The organism is Agrobacterium tumefaciens, assembly GCF_013318015.2.
GTDB classification, from domain to species: domain Bacteria; phylum Pseudomonadota; class Alphaproteobacteria; order Rhizobiales; family Rhizobiaceae; genus Agrobacterium; species Agrobacterium tumefaciens.
The window spans coordinates 1,835,286-1,859,495 of record NZ_CP115842.1 but is presented as its reverse complement, the minus strand read 5'-3'; the positions used below and the strand labels follow the sequence as shown (position 1 = coordinate 1,859,495).

At 50.9% G+C, this 24,210-nt stretch carries 19 protein-coding genes and 4 pseudogenes; 10 read left to right on the top strand and 13 right to left on the bottom strand.

Annotation, left to right across the window (positions count from 1 at the left end; translation table 11 throughout):
- Window positions 1–223: 223 nt before the first annotated feature.
- Window positions 224–1,252: an IS110 family RNA-guided transposase gene (locus G6L97_RS21900; protein WP_013636930.1), complete on the bottom strand. Its 1,029-nt coding sequence runs from the start codon at window positions 1,250–1,252 to the stop codon at window positions 224–226.
- A gap of 61 nt (window positions 1,253–1,313) precedes the next feature.
- Between G6L97_RS21900 and G6L97_RS21895 the strand changes: the two are divergent.
- The 3 genes and pseudogenes from G6L97_RS21895 to pseH all read left to right on the top strand — a co-directional run.
- Window positions 1,314–1,595: pseudogene (locus G6L97_RS21895) on the top strand (integrase core domain-containing protein); the annotation flags it as partial.
- A 303-nt stretch (window positions 1,596–1,898) separates the two neighbouring features.
- Window positions 1,899–3,635: a hypothetical protein gene (locus G6L97_RS21890; protein ID WP_174003756.1), complete on the top strand. Its 1,737-nt coding sequence runs from the start codon at window positions 1,899–1,901 to the stop codon at window positions 3,633–3,635.
- Window positions 3,636–3,732: 97 nt separating this feature from the next.
- Window positions 3,733–4,296: a UDP-4-amino-4,6-dideoxy-N-acetyl-beta-L-altrosamine N-acetyltransferase gene (gene pseH, locus G6L97_RS21885; RefSeq protein WP_174003754.1), complete on the top strand. Its 564-nt coding sequence runs from the start codon at window positions 3,733–3,735 to the stop codon at window positions 4,294–4,296.
- A gap of 9 nt (window positions 4,297–4,305) precedes the next feature.
- On the opposite strand, the gene pseI is transcribed toward pseH, so the two are convergent.
- The 5 genes from pseI to pseB all read right to left on the bottom strand — a co-directional run bounded on the left by pseI (window position 4,306) and on the right by pseB (window position 9,466).
- A complete protein-coding gene (gene pseI / locus G6L97_RS21880; protein WP_174003752.1) occupies window positions 4,306–5,349 on the bottom strand; it encodes a pseudaminic acid synthase in 1,044 nt (347 codons plus the stop codon).
- Window positions 5,350–5,506: 157 nt separating this feature from the next.
- Window positions 5,507–6,628, bottom strand: a complete 1,122-nt coding sequence (pseG, locus tag G6L97_RS21875) for a UDP-2,4-diacetamido-2,4,6-trideoxy-beta-L-altropyranose hydrolase (RefSeq protein WP_272438504.1) — start codon at window positions 6,626–6,628, stop codon at window positions 5,507–5,509.
- Window positions 6,625–7,311 (bottom strand): pseudaminic acid cytidylyltransferase, encoded by a 687-nt coding sequence (gene pseF / locus G6L97_RS21870; protein WP_174003748.1) that lies wholly within the window; start codon window positions 7,309–7,311, stop codon window positions 6,625–6,627. The genes pseG and pseF overlap by 4 nt, the downstream gene beginning before the upstream one ends.
- Window positions 7,308–8,471, bottom strand: coding sequence for a UDP-4-amino-4,6-dideoxy-N-acetyl-beta-L-altrosamine transaminase (gene pseC / locus G6L97_RS21865; RefSeq protein ID WP_174003746.1), 1,164 nt, complete (start codon window positions 8,469–8,471; stop codon window positions 7,308–7,310). Before pseC ends, pseF begins: the two co-directional genes overlap by 4 nt.
- Window positions 8,468–9,466 (bottom strand): UDP-N-acetylglucosamine 4,6-dehydratase (inverting), encoded by a 999-nt coding sequence (pseB, locus tag G6L97_RS21860; protein WP_174003744.1) that lies wholly within the window; start codon window positions 9,464–9,466, stop codon window positions 8,468–8,470. Before pseB ends, pseC begins: the two co-directional genes overlap by 4 nt.
- Window positions 9,467–9,967: 501 nt before the next feature.
- Between pseB and G6L97_RS21855 the strand changes: the two genes are divergently transcribed.
- From G6L97_RS21855 to istB, 3 genes and pseudogenes are all read left to right on the top strand, one after another.
- Window positions 9,968–10,699 (top strand): AAC(3) family N-acetyltransferase, encoded by a 732-nt coding sequence (locus tag G6L97_RS21855; RefSeq protein WP_174003742.1) that lies wholly within the window; start codon window positions 9,968–9,970, stop codon window positions 10,697–10,699.
- Window positions 10,686–12,002, top strand: coding sequence for a DUF4910 domain-containing protein (locus G6L97_RS21850; RefSeq protein WP_174003740.1), 1,317 nt, complete (start codon window positions 10,686–10,688; stop codon window positions 12,000–12,002). Before G6L97_RS21855 ends, G6L97_RS21850 begins: the two co-directional genes overlap by 14 nt.
- A 200-nt stretch (window positions 12,003–12,202) precedes the next feature.
- Window positions 12,203–12,400, top strand: a pseudogene (istB, locus tag G6L97_RS21845) (IS21-like element ISRel16 family helper ATPase IstB); the annotation flags it as partial.
- A 366-nt stretch (window positions 12,401–12,766) separates the two neighbouring features.
- On the opposite strand, the gene G6L97_RS21840 reads toward istB, so the two are convergent.
- The 5 genes and pseudogenes from G6L97_RS21840 to G6L97_RS21825 form a co-directional block, all read right to left on the bottom strand.
- Window positions 12,767–13,819, bottom strand: coding sequence for a class I SAM-dependent methyltransferase (locus G6L97_RS21840; protein ID WP_174003738.1), 1,053 nt, complete (start codon window positions 13,817–13,819; stop codon window positions 12,767–12,769).
- Window positions 13,820–13,915: 96 nt separating this feature from the next.
- Window positions 13,916–14,935, bottom strand: coding sequence for a glycosyltransferase family protein (locus tag G6L97_RS21835; RefSeq protein WP_174003736.1), 1,020 nt, complete (start codon window positions 14,933–14,935; stop codon window positions 13,916–13,918).
- A 167-nt stretch (window positions 14,936–15,102) separates the two neighbouring features.
- Window positions 15,103–16,461 (bottom strand): rhamnosyltransferase WsaF family glycosyltransferase, encoded by a 1,359-nt coding sequence (locus G6L97_RS21830; protein WP_174003734.1) that lies wholly within the window; start codon window positions 16,459–16,461, stop codon window positions 15,103–15,105.
- A 301-nt stretch (window positions 16,462–16,762) separates the two neighbouring features.
- Window positions 16,763–17,160: pseudogene (locus G6L97_RS28310) on the bottom strand (IS110 family transposase); the annotation flags it as partial.
- Window positions 17,156–17,446, bottom strand: a pseudogene (locus G6L97_RS21825) (transposase); the annotation flags it as partial. The pseudogenes G6L97_RS21825 and G6L97_RS28310, both read right to left, overlap by 5 nt.
- Window positions 17,447–17,878: 432 nt before the next feature.
- Here G6L97_RS21825 and G6L97_RS21820 point away from each other — a divergent pair.
- Complete coding sequence (locus tag G6L97_RS21820; RefSeq protein WP_174003732.1) at window positions 17,879–19,642, top strand: ABC transporter ATP-binding protein; 1,764 nt, start codon at window positions 17,879–17,881, stop codon at window positions 19,640–19,642.
- Between the two features lie 57 nt (window positions 19,643–19,699).
- Here G6L97_RS21820 and G6L97_RS21815 read toward each other — a convergent pair whose 3' ends face one another.
- Entirely contained in the window at window positions 19,700–20,509 is an 810-nt protein-coding gene (locus G6L97_RS21815; protein ID WP_174003730.1) for an IclR family transcriptional regulator, read from the bottom strand.
- Between the two features lie 114 nt (window positions 20,510–20,623).
- Window positions 20,624–21,433: an ABC transporter ATP-binding protein gene (locus tag G6L97_RS21810; protein WP_174003728.1), complete on the bottom strand. Its 810-nt coding sequence runs from the start codon at window positions 21,431–21,433 to the stop codon at window positions 20,624–20,626.
- 132 nt (window positions 21,434–21,565) lie between these two features.
- On the opposite strand from G6L97_RS21810, the gene G6L97_RS21805 reads away from it, so the two are divergent.
- From G6L97_RS21805 to G6L97_RS21795, 3 genes are all read left to right on the top strand, one after another.
- Window positions 21,566–22,369: an ABC transporter permease gene (locus tag G6L97_RS21805; protein WP_174003726.1), complete on the top strand. Its 804-nt coding sequence runs from the start codon at window positions 21,566–21,568 to the stop codon at window positions 22,367–22,369.
- A 31-nt stretch (window positions 22,370–22,400) separates the two neighbouring features.
- Window positions 22,401–23,390: an ABC transporter substrate-binding protein gene (locus G6L97_RS21800; protein WP_112161273.1), complete on the top strand. Its 990-nt coding sequence runs from the start codon at window positions 22,401–22,403 to the stop codon at window positions 23,388–23,390.
- Window positions 23,391–23,452: 62 nt separating this feature from the next.
- Window positions 23,453–24,202 carry an SDR family NAD(P)-dependent oxidoreductase gene (locus G6L97_RS21795; RefSeq protein ID WP_174003724.1) on the top strand — a complete coding sequence of 250 codons (750 nt, stop codon included), beginning with the start codon at window positions 23,453–23,455 and terminating at the stop codon, window positions 24,200–24,202.
- Window positions 24,203–24,210 lie beyond the last annotated feature (8 nt).

The window sequence follows — 24,210 nt, the reverse complement described above, 5'->3', positions numbered from 1 at the left end:
CTGCAAGTTTAGGTCATCATTCGGGTGCGTTCATGTATACGGCCTTTAGATGCGACCGATACTATGGTCGCTGGCCCTGATGGAGTACGCGGATCGAGGCCTCATCAACGGGTCGCGCTTGAATGGGCGCTTAAAGCTCTCCGGGCAGGCTCGATCCTCAGCTCCGCTGAATGACCATCTTTTGCTTCTGCACCTTACGCCATCTGGATTTTGGGTTGCTGCCTTACGTTGTCTTAGCGTGTGCCTCTCTGAACATCTCTCCACTTGTCATCATCGCCCAGATGATCCGAGCAAGCTTGTTGGCCACGGCGACGGCCACGATCATAGGACGCCGTCGTTGCAGTAAAGCGTCGATCCAAGCTCCATCGACCTTCGCTCGAGCCTTTGGATATCGGACGATGTTCCTGGCACCGATCACAAGCAGATGACGTAGGTACGCATCCCCCTGCTTAGTGATTCCGCCCAATCGAGTTGTGCCCCCGCTGGAGTTTTGACGTGGTGTCAGGCCCAGCCAGGCGGCAAACTCTCGGCCAGAGCGGAACATCCTCGCGTCCGGAACGGTCGCCGCGATGGCTGTAGATGTAATTGGACCAACACCTGGGATCGACGACAGAAGGTTTGAGACTGGATGTGAACGACCGATCTCTGCCAGCTTTGTCTCAATTCCCTCTATCTGCGTGTTCAACTCCCCAACCATGCGGATCAGGCTTTTCAATGCGAACCGAGCTTGTTCTGGCAACGAGGATGCGACGTCCTCTATCGAAGGCATTATGGTCTCGATGCGTTGTCGACCTTGACCAAAGGTGATTCCAAATTCAGCAAGGTGAGCGCGGATTGCGCATACTGTCATGGTCCGTTGTCTTACCAGCAGGCCTCGAGCTCGGTGTAGCATCAGGAAGGCCTGGTTGGATTCGGATTTGATCGGAACGAAGCGCATGTGAGGCCGACGGACAGCCTCACAGATGGCTGCGGCGTCGGCGGCGTCATTCTTCGCGCCACGCCGCACATACGGCTTAACGTACGAAGGAGGGATTAATCTAACTTCGTGGCCGAGCTTCATCAACTCGCGAGCCCAATGATGCGCTGTGGCGCAAGCTTCCATACCAACAAGGCATGGCTTGGCATCCTGAAAGAACTTGATCATCTCGCTTCGGCGGAGCGCGGCGGTTTTAACCACTGAGCCCCCGGCATCCACCGCATGGACGTGAAAGTTATGCTTGGCCAGATCGAGGCCTATTGTGCTGGCAATCATATCAAAGGCTCCTGTTTGAGTTGGCTCGTCACTATACGACCAACCGGTTCGGAGCGGGGCCGTCTTCCCCATCAACGGGCGAATGCGTGACGAATTGCTCAACGAAAGCCTGTTCTTCGGCCTCGATCATGCCCGAAGCGCCATCGCTGAATGGGCCGAAGATTACAACAATTTCCGGCCGCACTCATCGCTCGGATATCAGACCCCGGCCGACTATGCCGGGTCCATCGCCGCAACCGGCTCCAACGCTGCGCAAAATGAAAGCTTCGCGTTTCCGCCGGTTGCTCACACCGCGCCACTTGGCGTATTCAAAACCGCCGGGGCTCTAATCGCCACTGGATGAAAGTTCAGTGGCAGGTCACCGCTAAGCGAATTGCTGATTTGCCGCCTATCGAGCGTCTGTAAAGGGGATACTGGATTTTCCGGCTTGGCTTCAAACGGCTGACTATCGTGTCCACCCAGTTGCATCTTAAGGCCAAAACCCATTAGAGTATCTGCACCAATCCTCCGTATTTTTCGGTCGGATCAGCGATGGTCAAAAACCAGTTCGTCCGCTGAGCTTTCTTGTTTATCGAGGAAATCAAGGGATGCTCCGGAATTAGAATAAGGGAACACTTGTTCCAGAAGATGCAGAGGCGCCGCTCCTATGAAATTTTTTTCTGAACTAGAGCGTATAATAAAATTCACAAAAAAAAATGACCTCGCCTTTGAGTTAGGTAAGTCGGTTCCGAATGATGATTTGAAAATAATATTATTTAAAAATAAATTTTTCCCAGAAAAACAGAACAACAAAATACTGTTTCTCGACAGAGCCATGGTGGATTCACTGTATGAGGAGTCAGAATTCAGAGTCGGCTCATTTAACCCTTCGCGAGGAACGGATATTGCTCTGAATCTCTCCAACAGGCTCTCTCAACGGCTTGCAAAGCGCGCTTCAAATCAAGCACAAGAGTCCACAGCTCTCTCAATGGCTTGGCTGTTCGTAGTCTGGACCGAAATATGTACGATATTACCATTGAGGCACCTTGCTAGATTTATCTATAAAAAATTTGGTCACACACCCATCCTTATTCCTATCAATCATCCTAAGGTCACCTGTCTGCGACACTGGGCCTACAATGAACTTGAACCCCTTATTTTGGCTGTCGAATTAAAGCGCCGTGGGGCCAAGGTCTTCCTGACTTCTCGTTCTCCGGATTTCGGCGAGACTTTTTTCAATAATGGGGCAAAGTTGCAGTTTGTTGCGGATCCGAACTGGTGGTCTTCCCGTGTGACGTCGATCGATCAGCGAAAAAGGTTTAGCAACGTGTTTTCTTCAATTGGGATACGCGACCCCGCAAAGGTTTTAGGACTGATCGGTGAGACCGGAATACTTGGGAATTCCACTAATCCATCCACCGGGGACGATTTATATCTTTGGCGCGAGGACGATAATCCAACGGAAATATCCATTCAGTTCGAACGCGCAACAGACCATCAAGACTATGTAATCTACACTAGTAAGGGCAATGTTCCCAAGTTGACCGATTGTTTTTTACGATTCCTAGCGCCGTTGTCTATAACCGCGTGGCAAAACGCCTGCGAAGCTGTAGCCGCAAGCGAAATTAAAGAGGCTCACGTTTGTGATCACATTTTTTTTGAGAGTGCACTTATTAACAACGCCGTTACCCTCTCTGGTGGTACCGTGAATATATGGCCGCATTCGTCAAACGCATGCCAGGTAAATTATCAAAATAGTGACATGATAAACCGCGTCATGGTGGTAACAGAAAGTGCGAAGAGAGCGTGGTCTGCTGCAGTTAGCCCACAGATCGTAGACGTAAATTCTGAGCTTATGCTAGAGTATCCTTGTCGCACAAACCGGTACCAAGTTGGGAAATCCGTCAACGTTATTTTCTTCGCTGGCGCACATCAGCTCAACAGAATGCCAACTCTTGATTGTAAAGCTCACGAAAAAGCTCTACGAAGCTATTTTTTGGCGCTATCGCAGCTTCCTGAGTGCTTTCAGCTTCACATAAAACCTAAAAACTATTGGGAAGACGCAGACTGGCTAGCAAAATTTCTTCCGCCAAATAATAGCTTTCTTTTTACGAGTGAAACAACTCGCGAACTCAATTTATCTAATATGGTGTTCACTTCCGTTTCGATGGGATCAAGCGCATTACTGGAAGGTATCGGACGAGGAATACCAGCTTTGGTAGCAAGAGACTTTGCCATACGGGATTACACATCGCTAGATGCTGAGCATATGCAAGTTGGTAACGTCGATTTTGTGGTTGGCCAAATCAAGCAGTGCATCAACCAAGATCATTATGAGATGCTCGTTAATCTGAACCACAGATGGTACTTGGAAGAAACGCGCTTCTCAAAACTTAATAGCTAGATAATGCCCGTAATTGGCGTGCCTGCAAACAACTTAATAAATACCTGGGCGGCTTTCGACGTCTCGATGGGTTGATGCGAAGTGGAGATTTATCTAAATGAGGATCGGATTAAGTAGGCTAGAAAAGGATCTGCAATTTATCTCCCTTGCGGCCCTTAGCGAGGGAAACCTCCTAGATCTGCTCGAAATTCGGAATCAACCGTTCGTACGCCAAAACATGTATACAGATCACGTGATATGCGTCGATGAACATCTTGCTTGGGCGCAGAAAGTGCGTAACTCGACAAGTATGGAGTTTTTCGGTGTTTCCAGGCACGGCGAATTGATCGGTGGCGCTGGGCTTTCCAACATAAGTAAGCTTCATAGAAGGGCGGACTGGGCATTTTTCGTTTCCGAAAAACTAAAAGGCCAAGGATTAGGTGCGTCACTCGAGTACAGCTTTATCTCAATGATTTTCGCAAATTTCGAAATCGATAAATTAAATTGCGAGGTGATTTCATATAACGAAAAAGTCGTGAAACTGCACAAGCGATTTGGATTTGAAGTTGAAGGCGTTCGGCGTGAACATGTCATTCGCCACGGACAAAAATACGATGTTGTCCTGCTGGGAATCACCAGGAATGAGTGGGAGGTAAAATGGCATCAGTCGACTGATGCCTAAAACTAGCCGTTACATTATCAGGCCCCAAGTCGCCGGTGTGCCGGCTTTAGTATCACGAATTGCCTGTCGCCCTATCAATAAATCGTAATGCTTAGGAGCAAGTCCAAAAGCCGGGCGGACTATTCGTAGGTTTTCATGCGTAAGTATCTCACCAGCGGCGATGTCCTTGGCGACGTATATCGACCGCCGAAAAGCAAGTGATTTCTCCTCCGCAGCGGTTGGTCCATAGCTAATTTCCCCTAAAGATTGCCACGCACGCTGGGCCTCAACAACTAGATTGGTCATCTCTTGCGGTTCAAGTGAAAAAGTGCTGTCAACGCCTCCTTCAGCACGAGACAACGTAAAGTGTTTCTCAATCACCGTCGCGCCGTGAGCGATCGCGGCTACCGCAACTCCAACCCCCATGGTGTGATCAGATAAACCAATTTCGCAACGAAAAAGGCTTTTCATATGAGGAATTGTGAGTATGTTGCTGTCTTTGGGGGTCGCCGGATACGTACTTGTACATTTTAATAAGACTATATCGCCTCCATTATTCTCGCGCACAGTCTCTACTACTTCGTCAATCTCAGCAATACTTGCCATCCCTGTTGATACGATTATTGGCTTTCGCGTCGACGCAACTTTCTTTAAAAGAGGAATGTGTATATTTTCGAACGAAGCTATTTTATACGCCGGCACATCAAGGTCTTCAAGAAAGTCGACTGCAGTTTCGTCGAACGGACTACTAAAACAAATCATACCATGTGAACGAGCGCGCTCCATGATCGGCTTGTGCCATTCCCACGGTGTATGCGCATCTCTGTAAAGGTCATGCAAGTTTCGACCTTTCCAAAGGCTTTTTTCGTCAGAAATTTTGAAGTCGTCAGTTCTGATGTTCAGGGTAATAGTATCTGGGGTGTAGGTTTGCAGTTTTACTGCATCGGCACCCGTTGCCGCAGCCGCATCCACAATTTGGAGAGCGCGGTCCAAAGATTGATTATGATTTCCTGACATTTCAGCAATAATAAAGGGAGCTACATTTGCCCCAATTTGCCTGTTTCCGATATACATTCTCTCATCCATCGTCGTTGTCTTGAACAAGATCCAAGATCGCAACTCAGTTGCTGCGTTTTATACAAGCAAAATTTTCGCAAACGCATACTACATTCAAAAAGTACCGTTCACGGATTCAAAGCTTCGAATTAAGCCCCCGCCACTTGTATTTTGATTAGGTTGGCGCAGCTCCGCTGCTTAGAAGCAAATCTGTTACACGCTTTACTCCTTGACCATCAACAGTGGCCATCAGTCTCTCCGACAAACTACCGTCAATTTTTTCGTTCAGAATCCTTTTTAACGTTTGCATAAGTACCATTTCATTGACATCTGCAGTGTCCCCCAACCATAAAATAAATCCACTCGATGCAAGCTCTTTAGCAGTTGGTTTCTGATTGTCTGCAACTGTGATGACAACTCCGCGCAATCCAAAACACATTCGTTCCCAGTTCGTGGTTCCTCCCGCCCCAATTGCTAGGTCGGCCGTTAACATTAAGCCTGCCAGGCTCGGAACTCGATCATGCACACGAATGTCGGGTTTGTTGACTACAAATTGAGCAATCCGCTCGAACTGGGGCGATGACGCTGGCAGAACGACATCTATTTCGATCGTCGGGATGTTGAGTTGAGCAAGGGCAAACAGTACTTTCTCAGTCAGACAATCCTTATCGACCCCACCAAATGAGACGAGAACTCTTCGAACGGCGCCTTCCTTTCGTAAACACTGAGAGCGGAGACGAGCGTAATCGCTTTGGAGTAAAGCATACATAGGCCCAAGCAGTAGATCGCAGCTATCCGGCACTTTGCCCACGTATCGTTCCTTCATGTTGCACCGAAGATTCTGGTCCAACAAAGCATCGCAAGAGTGTTGGCGGTCAGCAAGATCATCAATGACCAACATCTTACACCCACCGGCGCGAAGCCTTTCCTCCCAACGGTAATCTAGTGCATAGTGATCCACTATGATCCAATTTGGCGCGTCAGCATCACCAAGAAATGCTTGGGTTTGCCGGGCATCTTCCGTCCACGGCACGCCGAGCCAAGCCGCGTGCGGCGGAAATCCTGTATTATTTTTTCCTTCCAAACTTGGCTTAGGCAATCGATGAAGTTTATATCCATGTGCCTCAATCAGATCACAGAGATTGCCCGTTAATTCTCGCGATATAAATTGGACTTCGCTTCCATTTAGTCTTAAGCTTTCAGCTAGGGTAAGGCAGCGAACCACATGACCTGTTCCGATCTCTAGCGAAGCGTCCACGCGGAACGTTACTCTTATAGCGCCGCTTATGGCAATCACCCCTTTATCGCTTCGAACATTCGCTCAGCACGTTCCCAGTCCTCAAACGTATCGATGTCTTGCACCCGATATCTAGGCAAGACGAGCGGTGCTGAATACGTCGAAAAAATTGGCTTTTGATCTAGCCATGCCTCTGCCTTGCCCCAATATAATTGGCCAGCATCGTGATAAGCCTCCTCTAAACACTGGGAGCGGGTTGAGCTATATTCAGGGTAAAGCATCTCCACTCGGCCAAGACTGGTAATCCGCATTGCGCGTTGAATTGGTGAAGGAAATGTTGTCGCTGTAAATACATATTCGCACCCCTCCCGCTGAAGTAAATTCCACCCATCAATAATAGCCGAGGCCCGAATGAATGGTGCGGCTGCGTACACGCAACATGCATACTCCACGTGTGAGCCCTGCGCTATGACCCAATTAAGCGCGTGAGCGATAACAGGCATTGTTCCAGCAACGTCGTCCGAAAGCTCGGGCGGCCGACAAAATGGTGTCTCCGCTCCTTCCGCGCGCGCAATCTCAGCAATTTGATCATCATCGGTCGAAACGATTACGCGATCGAAGCAATGGCTTTCCAAAGCCGCGTCTATAGACCAAGCGATCATCGGGCGGCCAAAAAAAGGCCGAATGTTTTTCTTGGGTATCCTTTTACTGCCCGCTCGAGCCGGTATGATCGCTACCCTCATCGTATAGCCTCGGTTAACGCGCCGATCACGCCATCTTGCTCATCCACGCTCATAGAAGGATAAATCGGAATAGACATAGCCTCAGCGTAGTAAGATTCCGAAACAGGGAAGTCACCCTTGCGAAAACCCATTCTCTTGTAGTAAGGTTGAAGGTGTATTGGAATATAGTGCAGATTAACTCCCACGCCGCTGCCCAACATCCTTTTGAAGACAACTTGTTGACTAACCTCTATTTCTTCCACTCTCAGACGTACTACGTATAGATGCAGCGCAGAAATGACGTCTTGGCGCTGGGCGGGCAACACTAGTGGTAAGGCTTTTAGCTTCGTGTCGTATCTTGCTGCTAGCTGATGGCGCTTCTCTACATAAGTGTCCAGCCGCGTCATTTGACTTAATCCCAGTGCCGCTTGTAAATCAGTCATGCGGTAATTAAAGCCAAGTTCGATCTGCTGGTAGTACCAAGGGCCGTCGGGCTCATGCGTCATCAACGTTGGTTCGCGCGTGATCCCATGACTTCGTAGCAGCCGCATTTTTGTTGCCAACTCAGAATTGTTGGTGACCGCCATGCCACCTTCGGCAGAAGTGATAATTTTGACGGGATGAAAACTAAATACAGCAATATCGCTATATCGGCAGCTTCCTATAGGTTCACCTTCATATCGTGCGCCTATGGCATGTGATGCATCCTCTATGACAGAGAAGCCATATTTTTGAGACAGTCTGTGAATTGCTTTTAGATCGCAGGGTTGTCCGCAGAGATGAACTGCCACAACGATTTTTGGTAGGCAGCGTTTCTTCGCCGCGCTGATTAGTTTCACCTCCAGAGCTTCAGGAGAAAGATTATAGCTGTCGTTATCGATGTCAACGAAATCAACTTTGGCGCCGCAGTAGAGGGCGCAATTTGCGGACGCAACAAAAGTTATGGGCGTTGTCCAGAGCGTATCTCCTGGGCCCAGTCCTAAGGCAAGGCATGCTATATGAAGAGCGGAAGTAGCGCTATTTACAGCAATCGCATGGGAAACGTCGCAGTATTGTGCGATTTTTCCCTCAAATGACGGCACAGTAGGCCCCTGCGTGAGAAAGTCAGACTTTAGAACTTCGACAACAGCATCAATATCGCTCTCTTGAATATCTTGCCTGCCATAGGGGATGAATGTCATATACTGCCGATCTTATCTTTGTTGTTATAAATCCACCTTTGAAGAGTCGTCACATCCATCCACTCTACATTATTATCACTGGTGTAACTGAACCCTTCCGAGACCTTTATTCCATTTTTTATGCGCTCTTTACTGTTGCCCCAATTATTGATCGACGGTAAAATCTTAAAATGCTCCGGATACTCGTAGGTATAAAATGAGTCTTCTGGGCTTATCATCTGCTCATGAACCTTTTCCCCAGGGCGAACCCCGACGAATTCGTGTTTTGCGTCGGGAGCAACTGCGCGCGCTAGGTCTACCACCTTCATAGAGGGGATTTTTTTCACGTATATTTCACCACCTTCCATATCTTGGAAGGCATGCCAAACCAGTTCAACGCCCTGCTCGAGGGTGATCATAAAGCGCGTCATCCGTGCGTCAGTGATAGGCAGAACACCATTTTTTTTCACGCTCAAGAAGAAAGGTATAACTGAACCCCGTGAGCCAAGTACGTTGCCATATCGAACGACTGAAAAAGATGTCCCATGCCCACCAACATAAGAATTTCCAGCGACGAACAATTTGTCAGACGCAAGCTTCGTCGCGCCATAAAGGTTCACAGGACTGCTCGCTTTATCTGTTGAAAGAGCAACGACTTTTTTTACGCCTCGATCTATACACGCATCTATTAGATTCATTGCTCCATTGATGTTCGTTTTGACGCACTCGAATGGATTATATTCCGCTGTGGGAACGATTTTTGTCGCTGCGGCATGGACAACATAATCTACGCCATCTAAGGCACGATGTAGCCGATCACGATCCCGCACGTCGCCGATGAAAAAACGTACACGATCGTCGCCTTGGAATTTTTTAGCCATGTCCCACTGTTTCATTTCATCACGCGAATAGACTATGACCCTTCGCGGGTTGAAGCGATTTAATGTCATCGGAAGAAAGGTGTTTCCGAAGGAACCGGTTCCCCCGGTGATTAGAATTGATTGTCCTGTTAGCATGGATTCACTTCGATTTCTCTTTGATAATATCATTGATACTCAACTTTTGGCCTCAAAAGGAATTATCGGCCAGCGCATTTTATGCCTTTATTTGAATCCATGAGAGACAGCGCAATTCTTGATAATCACTATTCATGATGTGTCCCAGAGTTGATGAGTTCGACCAAAGGTCCGCACGGTCAGCTAGCTCTTCAAATGGCATATGAAGTTCATTCGTTCTGAAGGCTATCCACGGAAGGACCTCTTCAAAGTTATTTCTATCTCGATTCGCAACTATATAGCTCGGGTCAGCGATTGAACAGACAATATGAACTACTCAGATAGCAGGCTATGATGGAGATCGCCGGAAGACGCCAACCAAACAAAACGCTCGGAGCGAGTGTTGGGCGTTGTCGCAGACAAGCTTCGGGCCAGATGCCACGGAAAATGATTGACAAGTGTTGATGCTCACTTGGGTGCTTGCTAATAGTCCACTAGTTTCAGGGAAATGTGGTATTATCGATGGATTTTTCAAATATCGCACCTGGGAGTACGGTGCTCTTACACAGCTCATACGCCAGATTCTATCGTCACACGAAAATGCGGCCGGAGAAGTTTCTTGACTTGTTTCTAGAGCGCTTAGGCTCAGAAGGAACGCTCCTGCTCCCGTTATTTAATTTCGAGTTCACGAGAGGAGTGCCCTTCGACATCCGCTCAACTCCGAGCCAAATGGGTAACGTCACTGAAGCTGCACGCCATAGAAATGGCGGGGTCAGGACCGGGCATCCGGTTTACTCATTTGTAGCGATAGGAGCAAAAGCAACTCTATTCGAGGGGATCGATAATTTTTCGGGTTACGGGTCCGATTCGCCTTTCGCGATGTTGAGGCGCTTGGATGCTGACATCGCAGTTCTCGATCTACCTGATCAGCATTCGATGACCTTCTATCATCATGTCGAGGAAATGTGCGGGGTAGAGTACCGCGCGCACAAAAACTTTGATGGTCGATACACAGACGTTGACGGCATAGAGTCGAGACGTCGATATTCGATATTTGTCCGGAGGACCGAGCAGGGGGTGAAAACAAGTGTTAATCGGATGGGAAGCCTCCTCTGGCAAAAAGGGATATACCGCGGCGATCGTGAGAAGCAGGGGACTGGATTAAGAATTGCATCTGCCAACGCGATATATGAAGCAACGGCGGAAGTGATTAATGCGGGCAAGGCGAAGGATTACCTCTATGAAACCGATTGATTTAGGCCCGTTTAGAAACATCCAGAATGTTGGTATTTGGTGTTTCAATCTTGCTTCGGAGCTATGGCCTATCAATCGATCTATTACAGGGAGCGGCGTTCGAAGCACACTGTCAATCTTGCAAAGAGAGTTGCCTGGATTGACGATTGAGAGCGTTCCTTCCGGAACTGCAGCCTTCGATTGGATAGTTCCTGATGAATGGAATGTAAGAGAGGCATATATCGAAGACCGAAGTGGCACCCGCGTGGTCGATTTCGCGAACAATAATCTTCACCTGCTAGGGTATTCGGAGCCGGTAGACATGCAGTTGCCGTTAGACGAACTACAACAGCACCTTTACTCTCTTCCTAATTATCCCGAAGCTATCCCTTATGTAACGTCTTATTATAAGCGGAGATGGGGTTTTTGCCTCTCTCATGAACAGCGACTGCAGTTTAAGGATGGTAGCTACCGAGTAAAGATTGACGCGGATCTAGCTCCGGGCGAATTGAACTATGGTGAACTTATTATCCCCGGAGAAAGCAAATACGAGATTTTTATCTCAACATATATTTGCCATCCGTCGATGGCGAACAACGAGCTCTCAGGACCAGTCGTAACCGCTGCACTCGCTAAGGCGATCATTGAGAAAGCTGACAGACGCTACAGCTTCAGATTTGTCTTTGTACCGGAAACCATCGGCTCAATCGTGTATTTAAGCCGGAACATCGATGTTTTGAAGAAGAGGGTAATTGCTGGTTTCAATGTCACCTGCATCGGCGATGATCGATGCTACTCCTTCCTCCCTTCGCGGGACGGGGGCACGAAAGTCGATATAATTGCACAGCACGTGCTTGAACATATTGACCCATCCTATAAGCGATATTCATGGCTTGATCGAGGCAGCGATGAGCGGCAGTATTGCGCCCCAGGGGTTGACCTGCCGGTGACTTCGATCATGCGATCAAAATACGGCGAATATCCCGAGTATCATACCTCAAAGGACACGCTTGGAGAGGTTGTGACCGCTGCAGGCCTTGCTGGGGGATACCAAGCACTGCGTGCATCGATTGAAATCCTTGAAGAAGACTTTGTCCCTCTCATCACAACTCTTGGTGAGCCGCAACTAGGTAAACGCCGACTCTACCCCGATCTATCTGTTGCCGGGTCTGGAGACAGCGTTAGGGACATGATGAATGCAATCTCATTTTGTGACGGGCAAAAAACCCTATTTGAGATAGCTCAGTTGATCAAACTTCCGTTCGAACATGTCAGGAGGCTTATTGCCCCGCTTGTCAAGGCTGGTCTTATTATACGGAAATAACGTAAGACCGTATGTACTTCTTCTCGCCTGGGGTGGCTCGTCCTACACTGGACTTCCGAGGGTTGCTCGGACAGACCGAGCCGATCCTCATCACAGGAGGACGAGCCGTGGCAGGTCATTAGCACTAATGCTGGTTCGCATGCCAGAACATCGCCTGATTTGCCCGATCAGCAAAAACAGCTCACCGGACGCTCACCCATGATCTGCTGGAAATCCTCGAAGATCGTTACGGACGCCGCTCGACCATCATCACAAGTCAACTTCCGGTATCGGCCTGGCATGAGGTCATCGGCAATCCAACCTACGCTGATGCCATCCTCGATCGCCTTGTTCACAACGCACACCGTATCGACCTGTCCGGGGAAAGCTTGCGGCGAAATCAAACCCGGAAATGTTGACTCCTAACGACGAACAGCTGACAACAATCAAGACCAGCAGGACCCCAGCCTCAAGGGGGCGAGATCATCCCGGAATCCGGGGGCGCAATTATCTCGGAACAAAGGGGCGGCTTCATCGGAATCGGCACCGGATATGAACGCAAGCAATTTCTTGCTCGAAATCTTTCGCCGAAAAAGCACCGAGCCATCCGCGCTTGCTGCGTGAACTTGAGTTATGCTTTTGGCCAAATCCAGGCCGATTATGCTAACCTTTTCCATGCACGCTCTCCCTTCTAATGGTTCCAACACAACCATTCTGGCACGAGGATGCCGTTGAGTGGGAGCGTCACCCCATCGCTCACGATCGACGCTTGGCTGAAACCAAATCTATTCACCCAACATTTCAGTCCTTGACCTCAGCTGCACGCCACGGAAAGGGTCACGACTTGGGTCACGCTTTGCAGCGCTTCGAGACAACCTTTCGCTAAATTTTGGAAAAGTCGAAGAAGAAATCCTCGCGATCCGCGTTAACACAACATACGCTATGTGGCTTTTTAACCCAATAAGCGGACTTTTTCTCTCAACATTCAAAATATACTTCACTGCTTCTAACCTGCTCGCAGCAATGACTAATTCTTTGTTTTTTTCTTCCAATTCCTCAATCAGAACATTGTTAGTCCTGCGAAGTTCCTGTGAGGTTGAAAGTTCACTTGAAAGCTGTAAACGTAGGGTGTCCAATTGCTCGTCGAGACGTATTTTTTCTGAAAAAGCGTCTCCAGCGATTTTAAAATAGTTCTCAATGAACGTGCGCGAAGGTTCCTTCTCGATCAGCCCAACAAATGGCTGTAATTCATCGGGAACGCTCTCGCCCCAAAAAAGCACCCCTAGCCCGTGTTCAAAACGAAAATTAATCGCGGGTCTCTCAAGAGTTAGTTCCGCCCAATAACGCCACACTCCGAAATCACGTTCTCTAACCTCAGTGTCATGAAATAAAACTACGGCGCGGTCAGAGAGCTTTCGTGTCCAAGAAGTAAAATCCTCTTTCACGTCATCGTAAAAATGCCTCCCGTCGACGTGGAGAATATCTACTGAGTTATCCTCAACATCATCGAGCGCCTCAGCAAAGGTCTTCCTTAGTAATGTACTAAATCCCGCGAATTTTATATTTTCCTCGACCACTGCCAAGTAAACACTATCGTCGTAGTATCCAGCGTGCTCGTCACCCGCCCAGGTATCCACAGCGAAACAGTCAGTCATTAACTTATGAGACGCCACTGCTTGGCAAAAACTGAAATATGAAAAACCGTAATGTGTACCCAGCTCAACAATTCGCCTAGGCTTCATCGTGCGGACCAACCACATTGCAAATGGGCCATGGCGAAGCCAGGCAGTCAATGGTATGTAGTTTGGTGAATCTATATCCGTGTCTATTGCAATCATTTTTTGCCTGCATCTTGTGATGGATTTTACGCGCCCTACTCCGCACCGGCACGTCTCGGCGGGCTTTACTGGCATATTTTGTCGCGACAGAACATCCTATATCTCTAATGCAGCCAATATTTTATCCGTATTACAATCCCAACCATACCGTGAGTAGGCACGCTCAGCAGCCTTCTCAACGCGTTGACCATAAACCTGTGGGGTTCTGACAAGGTCGACAGCCGTGCTAAGAGCTTCATGCCACCGCCAATCGTCTACAATCAGTGCATCTTGGGGATCACTCACAGCATGAGCGAACGTATAGCTTCGCGACAAACAGCTAAAAGTTCCAACCACCGCCGCCTCAAAATACTTTAATTCGCTCTTACAATTAGTGAAATCATTTAGCTGTAGTGGCGCGATATTTACATCAACTTCTGCTATACGCGCCTGGAGGTTGAGCCAATCTTGCAACTCAATCACCTCAACCCGTTCGGAGAACTGAGACAACTCCCTGAAACTCTCCATAAAGCCGACTATACGAACTGTGACGTCGCGATCTTCCTTTAAGAGCCGGCAAAGTGCTTGGACGGCGATCTGGAAGTCCCTATTATGCGTCGGTGAGCCACTAAAATATCCGATCTTGACCGTCCCGCTTCCGCGAAAGTTTTTAGCGCGCTTCTTTTCAAGCAGTATTTTCGAAAATTCTTGCTGCCTCTTGTTTAAGAAATTTGGTACAATACTAACTGGACCGCCACACGCTTTGGCAAGTTTCGGTGCCAAAAACTCATTTGTCGTGATGCCGCCGTCACATAGTGCAGCAGTTGCCTGGAGTCTACCGACATATGCGTACCAGGAGTTTATGTGAGCGTCATTTTCCGTCGGTTGATCGTTGTTTGCTAGCACTAAATGGGCATAGCTAGTGTCGAACACTAAGTCATCAAAGTCCGCCAGAATTCGCACGTTAAATGCTTGCGCACGGGCCATAAGCTCGCCTACCGATTTTCCGTATCTCACCCGCGCCAAAACTAGGACTTGGATTCTTGGTAGGAGCGACATCAACGAGTCGATCTCATCAAGCGAGAACCAACTCGCCACGATCTCGCACGGGTCAAGTTCGCGAATTGCCTCAACCATGTTGAACACTCGATATCGAAAGGTGCTGGTGTCCGGCCTTTCATAAAGGTACGCGACTCGGATGTGCGAATGTTGTTTTAAGACTCTGGCACGGGAATCAAACGGCTCGTCATCCCACGGTGCTCGGTAAGCGATTTGCTCAGTAACAAGATCAGTGTACATAGGCGTCAACGTTCAATTATGCTGTTTAATTGCTCAACTACGGCGCTCAAGGCCTGGCGCCAGCTCCGGCAAATATTGTCGCTCGAGACGTTTTTTCTACACAATTCGAGATCGTTGGCCCGGGCGACAAGCTCGGAGAGTCCACGGATAAGACATGCATTGTTAAGTTCTGCACAGATTATGTTGTTTGAGTAGTTGCTGAGATGACGCTTACTGAATGCTGCATTAGTTAATACGGGTATACCCATAGAGGCCAGATCTAATGGAGGATACGAAGGATGAGGCGTATGCATTAAACTGATACCTGCATCCATCCCCCGCAAAAACTCGAGATATTGCTCCCAATGCATAGGCTTGTGATACTCCACCTCTAGGTTAGAAGAAAACTCTAGCTTCGGGAGGTCGTGACCTACAAGATGCACCTTCCATTCCTCTGGATTGAGGATCCCTTCTGACACAGCATCTTCAATCAACCGAAGCCCTGTTAGATACAAGTTCCGAAGGTTGTTTGGTCGAGCATAGAAGAATAATTGCCTTTTATCTGGTGCACCGCTCCAATTCCGCTGGCGAGCGCTAAAAGCAGGTTCGAAAAACACGCTACGGTCTAAAAGACCGGGAATACCGCTGACTTCATCTGTTAGAGAGGCGTGGAGAAGTTTAGTATTCACCACAACAAGCTTCACTGGTTCCGCAAGCGTCAATCCACATGCAACTTGATCATCGCCCATTGGATAGAACATCCGCTCGTCCTCCTGAAGAAGATAAACGATGCGGTCATGCGGCACAGTGTTCAACAAACACCTAGTTGTCCACCAAGACGTAGATATGAAAAGATCGAGATGACAAACTGGCAGTTCTCTGCTCCCGTAATGGGGAGCAAACTGAAACTCCACTCGTCCTGAAAATTCAATATCGTTTGCCTTGAGAAGTGCAGCAAGACTAAGGCTGTCCGGAGGCTCTAGGCGAGTAATGATTCTTAGAGGCGCTTGGGATTTTTCCGCCAACAGAACGGCCAACAACAATGCAGTTCCAACCCCTCCAAAAAGGCTTGATTCTCTGATGCTATCGGTGACCAAGTTTATGCGGTATTCAGCATGCGTTTCTGGGAATGTCACTAGCGGCCGCAGTGCCGACCATCTTTTGTCGAGATAGTTCTCCACAGTTTCAACCATGGCTGGATTCGTTACGACAGACGTATCCGCCAACCAAGAATGATATCGTGCCCGTACGGAACCGTTTCGCTTATAAACAACTCTACGCCACAGGCTGCGGACCTCTTTCTGATTATTAGCAAGCAACGCCTTCAACCAGTTACGTGGTCTCCCATCCTTGTGAAAGGGAATACGATAAAGAATTTTCTTCATTCTCAGCTTCTATGCAAAAAGTGTACGCGTGCAACGCGCTATTAACCGTGGACGAACCTGTACCATCGTCTCCGGATCTTGTCGTTGTCAAATCATTGTTGTCAAAAATGCATCAACAATTTTCTTGTGTTCAGCCGTTTTCGACAGAACAACCCTAGCGGACCTCATCCACACAGACTCGGCGAAACAGAAGTTTGAACCGCCCCGGCTTTGCCGAAGACGGTTTGGTTGCCTAATCGCTCCTCTCCCGTCAAGGCGCTTTTTTCAGGAGGAACTAGCGGTGCTTCGGTGATGCCGAGCCGATCGCAGCGACGTATGAAACGGCCGTGACGGTACCGACGCCCGGAATTGTCGTCAATGGCTTGGTAGCCCTGCTGTCCCTCGCCGCAGCGAGCAACTGGCGATCGAGATCGGCCACGCGCTTGCGAATGTCGCGCCACGCATCGAGCAGCGGCAAAATGATCCGTGCCAGGCCGTTATTATCATCCAAGAGTTCCCTCACATTGCCATCAAAAACCCGACCTGTTCCTTTAGGGACGAAAAGACCGAACGTCTTCATCAGCCCACGGATCTGGTTGCTGATCTGGGTTGAGATGCTAAGGAGTTGATAGCGAGCCCCACCAGCGAGCCCGTTAGCATGGCGTTGAACGCTTTCACTCGGACGGCTTTGTAGAAGCCAGCTTCGGCTAGTCGCGAAATAAGCGGACGCTTTGCGCAGTATCTCATTGGCCTGCCAAAGCTCGAGGTTCTCCCGCTCCAGAGCCTTCATCTTCTGGGCCACGTGGTTTGGGAGTCCGGGCCGGAAACCATCGTCCACTTCCGCCTTCTTCACCCATTCATTAAGCGTCTGCGCCGTGCAGCCGATCTTGGCGGCGATCTAGGAAACCGCCGCCCATCGCGAGGAATATTCGCCTTGGCGATCCAAAACCATCCGCACCGCACGGGCGCGGACTTCCGGTGGAAATTGGTTTGTTGTCTTCCTCATATCGGATCCACTTTCTCAGAAGTTGGAGCCACCGGCAAACCCGGCGCGGTTCAGACCTTGCAGTGCACTTGCACTGCTGAGCTCAGGAACGCGCGACATGTTGCAGCAAAACCAAAAGCAAAAGCAGAAGCGGCAACCGCCCAAGGACGAAAGAAACCATAAACTGGCTCACAAGCCCAGACGTGCAACTTCATAGTCCACCGTTATACAGAAGGGTTTCATAGTTGACAGGCGCGCACTATAACATTATCAGGCTGCCGACACTATGGAGACCCACTGAGCTCAACTATCCGGGGTTCCGTCCGATGCGGTAATTTATATCTGACCGAGTCAAGATAGACGGTGTGCTGAACGATTTTCCGGACATCGTTCGCTTTTAGGCATATCTATAAGACCTAGCCAAGCTGCGCGAACAAACTGAGGAATACAAACTTGATAGGATCCTTTCTGTCGGCAGCCGACAAGAAGCTGTTGACTCGGCTTTTCAAAGAGAACTTCAAAAAACACGTTGGGTGGTATTCGGCTGCGATCGCAGCGATGATCGTCGTCGCAGGCATGACTTCTCTCAGTGCCTGGATAATGCGTGACATTGTCAATAGTGTCTATCTGAAGAAAGGCTTCGATGTTGTTCTCGAGATCGCTTTTGCAGTAGCGGCGATTTTTATAATAAAAGGTCTCGCGACTTTTGTGCAGAGTTATTATCTCAGCAAGGCGGGCAACAGCATCGTTGCCGAGCAGCAGCGAAAAATCTACGATCGGCTTTTGAAACAAGGTGTATCCTTCTTTCAGAATTTGCCATCCTCGGAGTTGCTAGTCCGTGTAACATACAATGCTCAATCGGCGCGCAACGTCATCGACACTATCGTGACCTCTTTTGTTCGCGATCTTTTCTCCCTTCTTGGGCTGATCGTAGTAATGTTCGCGCAGAATTTTCTTCTGAGCGCGATTTCCATGATTATTGGTCCGATCGCGATTTTCAGCGTTCGTCTCGTACTGCGTCGCGTTCGAAAAATCATGGAGGCGGAACTTGCTTCGCTGGGCGAGATAGTCAATGTCGTACAAGAGACCAGCATTGGCGTTCGCGTCATCAAGGCGTTCTCTCTCGAAAATCTGATGCGCCAGCGCATGAACAAGGCTGTGTCCGACGTTGAGCATCGCGCCAATGGCATTGCAAAGCTTGAAGCGGCAACAAGCCCGATCATGGAGACGCTGTCCGGTCTCGCCATTGCCGCCGTCATCGCCGTGTCCGGTTATACCGTTCTCGAAAAAGGCGGATCGCCGGGCGACTTGATGGCCTTCATTACTGCCCTGCTTCTCGCCTATGAGCCAGCCAAGCGTCTTGCCCGTATGCGAGTCCAGATAGAAGGTGGGATGATCGGTGTACGCATGATGTTTGAGGTGCTCGATGCACCTCTCACGCTCACGGAAAAGACCGACGCTTTGCCGCTCCCCAAGGCAAGCGGCAATGTGGAGCTCAAGAACGTCAGCTTCGAATATGTTTCTAACCAGCCGGTTCTGAAGGATGTCAGCGTCCTGTTCGAGGGTGGAAAGATGACGGCCCTTGTCGGCCCTTCCGGTAGTGGCAAGTCAACGATCATCAACCTCATGATGCGTCTTTACGATCCACAAAGCGGTTCCGTCGAGATCAACGGAATGGATTTGCGCGATGTGTCCTTCGCCAGCCTGCGCGAGCATGTTTCTTACGTCGGCCAGGAAACCTTCCTTTTCTCGGGAACGGTGAAGCATAACATTTCCGTCGGTCGCGACAACGCTACCGATGAGGAAATCATTGCTGCGGCAAGAGCGGCTAATGCGCATGATTTCATCATGAACATGCCTAATGGTTATGACAGCAAGCTTGGCGAAAACGGCTCCGGCCTGTCCGGTGGCCAGCGTCAGCGTGTTGCCATCGCCCGCGCCATGCTGAGAGATGCGGACATATTGATCCTCGACGAAGCAACGAGCGCGCTCGATTCGGAATCCGAAGCGCTTGTTCGGGACGCGCTTGAGCGGTTGACGTTCAACAAGACCTCGATTGTCATTGCCCACCGGCTCTCCACGATTAACCGCGCCGACAAGATTGTCGTGATGGATAATGGTCAGGTTGTCGAGCAAGGAAGCCGTCGCGAGCTGCTCGCAACCGATGGTCTCTATAAGCGCCTGCACAGCATCCAGTTCGATGCGGACGTAGCCTAAGTCAACCATTTATCGGGCGGCATTGCCGCCCGATCCTTATTGAACATCCCCGTGATATCACGTGCTTTCGGCCGGTTGACGCCGATTACCAGGCGATTTCCAGGCGATTTCCATATCGCTCGCTGCCCTCACCAGAAGCGGCAGAATTTCCGCCACACGCTCATCGGTCAACCGCGTGAGCGGCGCGGCAACGCTCATGGTGCCGACAACTTCCTTATCCTGACGGATGGCAACTGCGATTGCCCCTACCCCTTCCTCGGCTTCGCCAACCGCACGGCCGTAACCGAGGCGAGAAACAGCGTCCAGTTCCTTGTTGAGCGCTTCAATCGTGTTGATGGCGTTGGCAGCCTGCTGGCCGGGTTGGCCAAGTCCGGCCTCGAGCGCAATCCTGAGCGCCCGCTCCCTTTCGAGGCTGGCCAGCCATATCTTGCCGTTCGCCGTAGCGTACGGAACGATGCCGGCGCTCATATCGGGCTCGAATACCAGACCGGAACGGCGGCCGCGCGCCGAGCCGACCCACACGAGAGTGTTGTTCTGCACGGCGGTCAGGCGAACGAGTTCACGGGTGCGCTCCGCAAGATCGTCGAGGATCGGCTGGCGCAGATCCGATACCTGCAGACGCGCCAGCTGTTTCTGACCCACCAGCGCCATGCGCATGGTCAACGCATAACAATCGCTTTCCGGGCTCTGCCACGCCCAGCCGTTGTCGATGAGCGATGTCAGGATACGGTGGCAAGCGCTTTTGGGAATATCGAGCTGGTGTGCGACATCGGAAAGCTTCAGCGGCTCCTCGGCCAAGGCAAGAAGCTCCAGCATGGCGATCGTCCGCTCGACACCGCCGCTTGGTACATTGATCGTCTTTTCCATCTCACTCTCCGGTCGACGTGCACGGCCACTATCGGGAGGGAACCCCAAGGCGATGCGAAAATAGGCTGTTGCGGCGTCTTTGGCTTCAACGAAAACCAAGGAGACGCCGCCGGTTCAGGCATGGGGCTGCAGAATGCCGCGCGATAGGAATATCTCGGTGATCTCCTCGGATTTTTCGATAAATTCCGGCTCGCGCCGTGCCGCCAGTCCACGCGGACGCGGCATGTCGATCTCCAGCACTTTTTCAATTCGGCCCGGCCGCGGCGTCATGACTATGACGCGGTCCGCCAGAAGAACCGCCTCGTCGATGGAATGGGTGATGAACACCACCGTCATACGATTTTTCAGCCAGAGCGCTTCAAGGTCGATACGCATCTGTTCGCGCGTCAGCGCATCCAACGCACCGAAAGGCTCATCCATCAGCAAAAGCCTGGGCTGAAGCAGAAGCGCACGCGCAATGGATGCGCGCTGTTTCATGCCGCCGGATAGTTCGTGCGGATACCGGTTGGCAAAGTCTTTCAGGCCGACGGATTGAAGAAGCGCCAATGCGTGGGGTCTCAGTTCCTCACGGTTTCTGCCGGTCATTTCGGCCGGGAACAGCACATTATCGATAATCGTTCTCCAGGCCAGAAGCACGTGATTCTGGAAAACGATGCTCATGCCGGGCGGCGGGTTATTTGAAACATCGCCAAAAAGGGAAATCTTTCCGGTGCTGGCGTGCGAAAGCCGTGAGATCAGCCGCATCATCGTTGATTTGCCGCAGCCGGAAGGGCCGACAATTGCCACGAACTCCCCGTCGCCAATCGTCAGGTCGAGCTTTTCCAGCGCCACGACCGGCGCATCCGGGTGCCCGAAATATTTACTGACACCCTCCAGCAAAACGCCCGCCTCATAGGTCTTCCTTTCGGTCTTCTTCTGCAACATGCACTCCTCCCGCTGCATTCCAATTCTCTTGTCCTGCCTGAATTACCACTTGACGAAACATCAGTCCATATGGAACATTGTTCCAATATCAAAAATTGCGCGGTGAACGGCCGGGCAATTTCGGGAGGAAACATGTTTTCGAAAGTCATGGGGGCCGTCAAAGGCCAAGTCCACACGATGGCCAGTCTCGTGGGCGCAGGGGTCGTGTGGGAGATTGCGGTGAGAGCGCTCAAGGTGCCGGAATATATTCTGCCGGCCCCGAGCAGAGTGTTTGCGGACCTTTTTAACAATATACCGATCGTGTTCACGGCATCGCTTTATACGCTACAACCGATGGTGCTGGGCTTTCTGGTGGCGGTGGCCATGGGAACGCTTCTTGCGCTTCTGGTGGTCTATTCGCGTGCCTTCGAGGCGATATTTTACCCGCTGCTGGTAATCCTGCAAATCATCCCGAAGATCGCCATCGCACCGCTTTTCATCATCTGGGTCGGCTTCGGCCTGCCGTCCAAAATCCTGCTGGTCTTCCTGCTTTCCTTTTTCCCGATCGTCGTCAACTCCATCGTGGCCTTCAAATCCATCGAGCCGGAGGTCTACGATCTCGCCAAAAGCTATCGGGCCGGACGCCTGACGATTTTCTGGAAAGTGGAACTGCCGGGCGCCCTGCCCTCCCTTTTTGCGGGATTTAAGGTCGCTGCCGCACTTTCGGCCACTGCAGCCGTGGTGGCGGAGTTCGTCGCCTCCGATAACGGGCTCGGATATCTGCTTCTAAATTACAACGGCAACATGAACACCAGCATGACCTTCGCCGTCATCATCGTGCTGAGCCTGCTTGGCCTGCTTCTCTACGGGATTGTGGAATTGATCGAGCGCTTTGCCATCCCCTGGCATGTTTCCCAGCGCCGAGATGATTTCACCGTGGGCAAGAGCACGACCTGAACCAGGACTTTAATTAAAAAGGGAGGATAAAATGTTTAATACAATGAAGAAAACACTGGCGGGCGGCGTGCTTGCCCTTACCGTCGGCCTGGCGGGTGTGCAATCGGCCGCAGCCGAAGACAAGGTGACGCTCCGCCTCAATTTCCTTTTGAGTGGCGTCCACACCATCTTTTATTACGGCGCGGAAAAAGGCTTCTACAAGGATGCCGGCATTGATCTGCAAATCGGCGAAGGTCAGGGTTCGGCACGCACCGTGCAATCCGTCGCAACCGGCGGCGATATGTTCGGCATTGCCGATGGCGGCAGCGTGATTGCCGGCGCTTCGAAAGGCGCGCCTGTCAAATCCGTGCTTGGCCTGCTCAATACCTCGCCTTATGCGATGACGTTCCGGGCGGATTCCGGCGTGAACTCCATAAAGGACGTGGAAGGAAAGACGGTCGCCGCCAGTGCCGGCGAAGCATCTCTCGCCCTCTTGCCAGCCATCTGGAAGAAAAACGGCGTCGACTCCTCCAAGGTCAACATTCTGAATGTGGATGGCCCCGGCAAGATCATCGCCATCATGCAGGATCGCGCAGCAGGCATCCTCGGCGGGCTTGAAAACCAGGTGGTGGTTCTGAATTCCAAAGGCCTGCAACAGAAGGTGTTTTCCTTTGCGGAACTCGGTGTGAACACGCAGGGCCTGACCATCGTCACCAACACGAAGCTCATCGACAACAATGGGGACCTCGTCAAACGTTTCGTCGCGGCATCGCTGAAATCCATCGAAGCGGCCAAGGCCGATCCTGATGCGGCGGTTGCGGCAGCGGTCAAGGAAAAGCCTACCGGCGATCCGAAACTCCTCAAAGAGCAGCTTGAAATCTCGCTCAAGCTTCTGCCGTCGCCCACGGCCCCCTCCGCACCGCTCGGAGAAATGGCTGTTGCCGACTGGCAGCAGACACTCGACCTGATGAAGGAATATCAGGACATCAAGACCGATATGCCGGCAAACGCCTTCTTCACCAACGGCCTGATCGCCAAATAAGCACGGATGCTCCCAGTCCGGCGGATGCCGCCGGGCTGGCACGCGGAACAATGGTTTAAAACATGTCCACATATTATGATTTAGAGGGCAAGGTGGCGGTTGTTACCGGCGCTGCGGGCGGCTTTGGCACCGCCATCAGCCAGCGCCTTCGCGACTGCGGAGCGACGGTCGTCCATTGGGACCTGCCAGCCTGCGTAAAACAACACCAGTTTGCCGGCCTTCCGTCATCCGGTGTCGACATTACCGAACCTAAAAGCATCGACGTGGCTACCGCCGAGTTGCGCACCCAACTCGGCAGGCTCGATATTCTTGTCAACAATGCCGGCATTGTCGGCAATGTCGCGCCGCTTTGGAAAATTCCGGTGGAGGAATTCCGTCGGATCATCGACGTCAATCTCATCGGTTCGTTTCTTGTCTGCCGTGCCCTCGTACCGCTGATGATCGAGACGGCGAAGAGGAGCCGCGCCGGCCGCATCGTCAATGTCGCTTCGATCCAGGCAAAAGAGGGCATGCATCAGGCCGCCGCCTACAGCGCCGCCAAGGCGGGGTTGGTGGCGCTGACGAAAAGCCTCGGCAAGGAACTGGCGACATCGGACATCCTTGTCAACGCCATCACACCCGCCGCTTCCTTGACGGCGATGAGCATCGACGCGCCGAAGGAACGGCTGGACGATATTCTCTCGCGCATCCCGATGCGCCGATTTCTCGAACCCGCCGAGGTCGCCAGTATGGTGGCCTGGCTCTCTTCTTCCGAATGCAGTTTTTCGACCGGCGCGGTTTTTGACCTGTCCGGCGGTCGTGCAACATATTGAGGTAACCT

Excerpts from the sequence above, each read along its gene's own strand:
- G6L97_RS21900 (WP_013636930.1), bottom strand. The coding sequence starts at position 1,252 with ATGATTGCCAGCACAATAGGCCTCGATCTGGCCAAGCATAACTTTCAC.
- G6L97_RS21890 (WP_174003756.1), top strand. The coding sequence starts at position 1,899 with ATGAAATTTTTTTCTGAACTAGAGCGTATAATAAAATTCACAAAAAAA.
- pseH (WP_174003754.1), top strand. The coding sequence starts at position 3,733 with ATGAGGATCGGATTAAGTAGGCTAGAAAAGGATCTGCAATTTATCTCC.
- pseI (WP_174003752.1), bottom strand. The coding sequence starts at position 5,349 with ATGTATATCGGAAACAGGCAAATTGGGGCAAATGTAGCTCCCTTTATT.
- pseF (WP_174003748.1), bottom strand. The coding sequence starts at position 7,311 with ATGAGGGTAGCGATCATACCGGCTCGAGCGGGCAGTAAAAGGATACCC.
- pseC (WP_174003746.1), bottom strand. The coding sequence starts at position 8,471 with ATGACATTCATCCCCTATGGCAGGCAAGATATTCAAGAGAGCGATATT.
- pseB (WP_174003744.1), bottom strand. The coding sequence starts at position 9,466 with ATGCTAACAGGACAATCAATTCTAATCACCGGGGGAACCGGTTCCTTC.
- G6L97_RS21855 (WP_174003742.1), top strand. The coding sequence starts at position 9,968 with ATGGATTTTTCAAATATCGCACCTGGGAGTACGGTGCTCTTACACAGC.
- G6L97_RS21850 (WP_174003740.1), top strand. The coding sequence starts at position 10,686 with ATGAAACCGATTGATTTAGGCCCGTTTAGAAACATCCAGAATGTTGGT.
- G6L97_RS21840 (WP_174003738.1), bottom strand. The coding sequence starts at position 13,819 with ATGATTGCAATAGACACGGATATAGATTCACCAAACTACATACCATTG.
- G6L97_RS21835 (WP_174003736.1), bottom strand. The coding sequence starts at position 14,935 with ATGGTTGAGGCAATTCGCGAACTTGACCCGTGCGAGATCGTGGCGAGT.
- G6L97_RS21830 (WP_174003734.1), bottom strand. The coding sequence starts at position 16,461 with ATGAAGAAAATTCTTTATCGTATTCCCTTTCACAAGGATGGGAGACCA.
- G6L97_RS21815 (WP_174003730.1), bottom strand. The coding sequence starts at position 20,509 with ATGGAAAAGACGATCAATGTACCAAGCGGCGGTGTCGAGCGGACGATC.
- G6L97_RS21810 (WP_174003728.1), bottom strand. The coding sequence starts at position 21,433 with ATGTTGCAGAAGAAGACCGAAAGGAAGACCTATGAGGCGGGCGTTTTG.
- G6L97_RS21805 (WP_174003726.1), top strand. The coding sequence starts at position 21,566 with ATGTTTTCGAAAGTCATGGGGGCCGTCAAAGGCCAAGTCCACACGATG.
- G6L97_RS21800 (WP_112161273.1), top strand. The coding sequence starts at position 22,401 with ATGTTTAATACAATGAAGAAAACACTGGCGGGCGGCGTGCTTGCCCTT.
- G6L97_RS21795 (WP_174003724.1), top strand. The coding sequence starts at position 23,453 with ATGTCCACATATTATGATTTAGAGGGCAAGGTGGCGGTTGTTACCGGC.